Annotated in this window: 2 protein-coding genes and 2 pseudogenes; all 4 read left to right on the plus strand. The window is 59.5% G+C overall.

Annotated features, from left to right (window positions below):
* A pseudogene (locus tag ACXJKO_RS30455) lies at nucleotides 1-154 on the plus strand (IS110 family transposase); the annotation flags it as partial.
* Nucleotides 155-694: 540 nt separating this feature from the next.
* Nucleotides 695-2,368: a dihydroxy-acid dehydratase gene (gene ilvD / locus ACXJKO_RS30460; RefSeq protein ID WP_457094756.1), complete on the plus strand. Its 1,674-nt coding sequence runs from the start codon at nucleotides 695-697 to the stop codon at nucleotides 2,366-2,368.
* A 336-nt stretch (nucleotides 2,369-2,704) separates the two neighbouring features.
* Nucleotides 2,705-3,427, plus strand: coding sequence for a bestrophin-like domain (locus tag ACXJKO_RS30465; protein ID WP_457094757.1), 723 nt, complete (start codon nucleotides 2,705-2,707; stop codon nucleotides 3,425-3,427).
* Between the two features lie 253 nt (nucleotides 3,428-3,680).
* Nucleotides 3,681-3,863, plus strand: a pseudogene (locus ACXJKO_RS30470) (IS5/IS1182 family transposase); the annotation flags it as partial.

The following is a 3,863-nucleotide window of genomic DNA, read 5'->3' on the forward strand; positions in this document are numbered from 1 at the left end:
CGCTCGCTACCGCGGCGCCCTGGCTCTCAAGGAGTGGGCGCTCGGCATCGCCCGACGCTCGACGATGAGGAAGGCCCGCGTGGCGCTCGCCCGCCGGTTGGCGATCATCATGCATGCCATGCTCCGGCATGGCACCACGTTCCAGGCCGCCTGAGAGGAGCAGCAGAAGCAGGTCGAGACGAGCTCCCGAGCCGGAGCGTTGCCCAAGGGAGGGTGTGGATGACGACGCCGAATTTGTCGTATGCGGCCTGTGCCAAGAGCCGACTGCGGTTTCAACCAAGTCGCTCCACTCCAGCTGACCCCATCAAGTGCCCTGGAGCACGTAGAGAACGCAGACACCCTTGGAAGCGCACAATTGCTCAGGATAGGAGAGCTGCCCCTTGACCCATTAGAGAACAAAATCGGCACGAGGCAGACCTTAGCCGTACTTCCGCAATCGGGGAGTAAGCGAACCTTCACACGGTCGCGCTTAGGGGCTCAGATTGACCCATAGGAGACATTCAGGACGAGGTGTTGGCAGTTGCACTGGTGCGTTGAAACGCCGAAGCACGTTTCTTTCGCGTCCAGCCCATTATGGTTGAGCATGACACTGCGTTCCCCAGAATAACAAATCTCTCTTCTCGCTTTGCTTTGCCATCCTTTAGAATCGTTACGGATGAAGCTTGGACGGGTTGGATCCAGCAGGGAGGATATCATGCCCTTCAACAAACGATCGCAGCATATTACAAAGGGCGTAGCGCGTTCTCCTAACCGCGCCATGTATTACGCTCTCGGCTATGAGAAGGCCGACTTCGACAAGCCGATGATCGGCATTGCCAACGCTCATTCGACCATCACACCTTGTAATGCCGGCCTTCAGCCGCTGGCAGATGCTGCCATCACCGCGATTAAGGCGGTGGGTGCTAACCCGCAGGTGTTTGGCACTCCGACCATTTCCGATGGCATGTCCATGGGCACCGAGGGCATGAAGTACTCCCTCATCTCGCGCGAGGTGATTGCCGATTGCGTCGAGACCTGTGTGCAGGGCCAATGGATGGACGGGGTTCTCGTCATTGGCGGCTGCGATAAGAACATGCCGGGCGGCATGATCGGCATCGCCCGCGCGAATGTTCCGGCGATCTATGTCTATGGCGGCACCATCAAGCCGGGCCATTGGAAGGGCCAGGATCTATCCATCGTTTCGGCCTTTGAGGCGGTCGGTGCGTTCATGGCCGGGCAGATGAGTGAAGAGGACTTCGACGGCATCGAGCGGCACGCTTGTCCAAGCACCGGGTCGTGCGGCGGCATGTACACCGCCAATACCATGAGCTCGTCCTTCGAGGCACTCGGCATGTCGTTGCTTTACTCCTCCAACATGGCCAATCCGGACCAGGAGAAGATCGACAGCGCAGCTCAATCGGCCCGCGTGCTGGTCGATGCAGTCAAAAAGGACATCAAGCCGCGCGATATCATCACCCGTCAATCCATCGAGAACGCAGTGGCCCTGATCATGGCGACAGGGGGCTCGTCCAATGCCGTCTTGCATTATCTAGCGATTGCGCACGCTGCCGAGGTCGAATGGACGCTTGATGACTTCGAGCGCATGCGCCGCAAGGTGCCCGTCATCTGCGACCTGAAGCCCTCAGGGCAATACATGGCCGTGGATCTGCACCGGGCGGGTGGCGTGCCGCAGGTGCTGAAGGTTCTGCTCAATGCGGGCCTGCTGCATGGCGACTGTCTCACGATCACCGGCCGGACCATTGCGGAGGAACTTGCCAATGTGCCGGATACGCCGCGGGCGGACCAGAATGTCATTTTCCCGATCGGCCAAGCTCTTTACGCAGAGGGCCACCTCGCCATTCTCAAGGGCAACCTCGCCGAGGATGGCGCGGTCGCCAAGATTACCGGCCTCAAGAGCCCGGTCATCAGCGGTCCTGCCCGGGTCTTTGAGGATGAGGAATCGGCGATGGAGGCGATCCTGTCGGACCGGATCAAACCAGGGGACATCCTGGTCCTGCGCTATCTCGGGCCAAAGGGAGGGCCTGGCATGCCGGAAATGTTGGCGCCGACGTCGGCGATCATTGGCCGTGGGCTTGGGGAGAGCGTAGGCCTGATTACAGACGGCCGCTTTTCGGGCGGCACTTGGGGCATGGTGGTCGGACACGTTGCGCCGGAAGCCTACGAAGGCGGCACAATCGCTCTTGTGCAGGAAGGCGATACCATCACGATCGACGCCCACAGACTGCTGCTGCACCTCCATGTCGGTGATCAGGAGCTTGCACACCGCCGTGCGGCGTGGCGTCAGCCTGCCCCCCGTTACACGCGTGGCGTTCTGGCCAAGTTTGCCAAGCTTGCCAAACCGGCCAATGAGGGAGCAGTGACGGGGTAGGAAGCGTCTGTTGGCAAGACGTATAAGGTCCATTGGCGGCACTCCTGAGACTTAAGCGTTTGGTCCGCTTCGGCACTCAAGTGCTGCCGTTTGCTAAGCGTCCGGAACGTGAAATTTTGACCCGAGGCAGACGTTGCGCGGAGGCATCGAAGCTGCTCGCATCATGCTTAGCTTGCCCCTCCCTAACCCACTTTCGCCCCTGGGGATCGTCCGAGATGGATTATTATGCGGCCATCCACTCCTGAGTAGCCGCGATAACTGAGCCGGGCTGTGATTGACTGGTTGCACGAACTACCCGTTGGACTTGGCGCCGCAGTCGTGTGCGGGTGCTTCCTGGTGCCGACCCTCATTGGGTCGGCGTTTCTACAGCCGCTTGTCGGCCAGCTCTTGCGAGGTGAGAAAAACCCGAACACGCTGGTTGGTCTCCTCCTGAACGCCTTTGCTCTCTACTACGGCGTACTCCTGGCTCTGCTGTCGATTGCGGTCTTCGACAATTACGACAAGGCCAGAGATGCCATCGGTCAGGAAGCCTCCAGCATCGTAGCGTTGTACCGTAATGTCAGCGGCTATCCGGAGCCGGCCCGCACCTCGCTCATGGGGCTTCTCCGCCAATATCTAGATGAGGAGACGGGGCCCGGCTGGAAGGAACAGCATCGCAACAAAGCCTCAACCCAAGGCATGACCCTGGTGGACGACCTTGATCGGCAACTATTGAGCTTCAAGCCAGATCGTGAGGCCGGCGAGGATGTGATGCATCGGGAAACCCTGCGGACGCTCAGCGACTTCGTGGAACGCCGTCGCCTTCGCATTCAGGCAGCCGAGACGAGCATTCCTCCAGTGATTTGGTATGTCGTCCTCATTGGGGCGGTTCTGAACGTCTTTGTTCTGTGGCTTTTTGACTTGAAGCGCACAAGCCATTTCGTCTTGGGGGGCGTGCTGACGATCTTCATCGGGCTTGTTGTTTACATGGTAGCTATCCTCGATCAGCCGTTTCGAGGGGCGCACGGCCTGAAGCCTGACGACCTTATTTTGGCACGCCGACAGATGGACCCACGCTAGGGAGCGATCTCAGGTTGGGGTCGAGGTGCGCTTGAGCCCTCAGCATCGTCTCTGGAGGCAAACGGTTCACCCCTCTCGCGCTTGAAACCTTGCGGTGCCAATGACAGCTCATGGCACTTCTCGGAAGTAATACGTTCGTCCGCTCGTCGGGCCTAAGCGGATGTTCGTGAGGGCAGGGGAACATCGCTTCATGACCCAGGCTGTGTCAAAACGCGGTTGGTGGTAGGATTGCCCGCTCTGTTTGGAGGATCCGATGAGGCGCTTTGTTGAAGGCGTGGATCGCAGCCAGACCACCCTATTTCCCGAAAGCCTGGAGGACTGGGTCAGCGACGATAACCCGGTGCGCGTCATCGACGCCTTTGTCGACGCACTCGAGTTGAGAGCTCTGGGCTTTGAAGGCATTGTGCCCGAAGCAACCGGACGCCCGTCGTATCAT

The sequence above is a fragment of the Microvirga sp. P5_D2 genome (assembly GCF_054049475.1).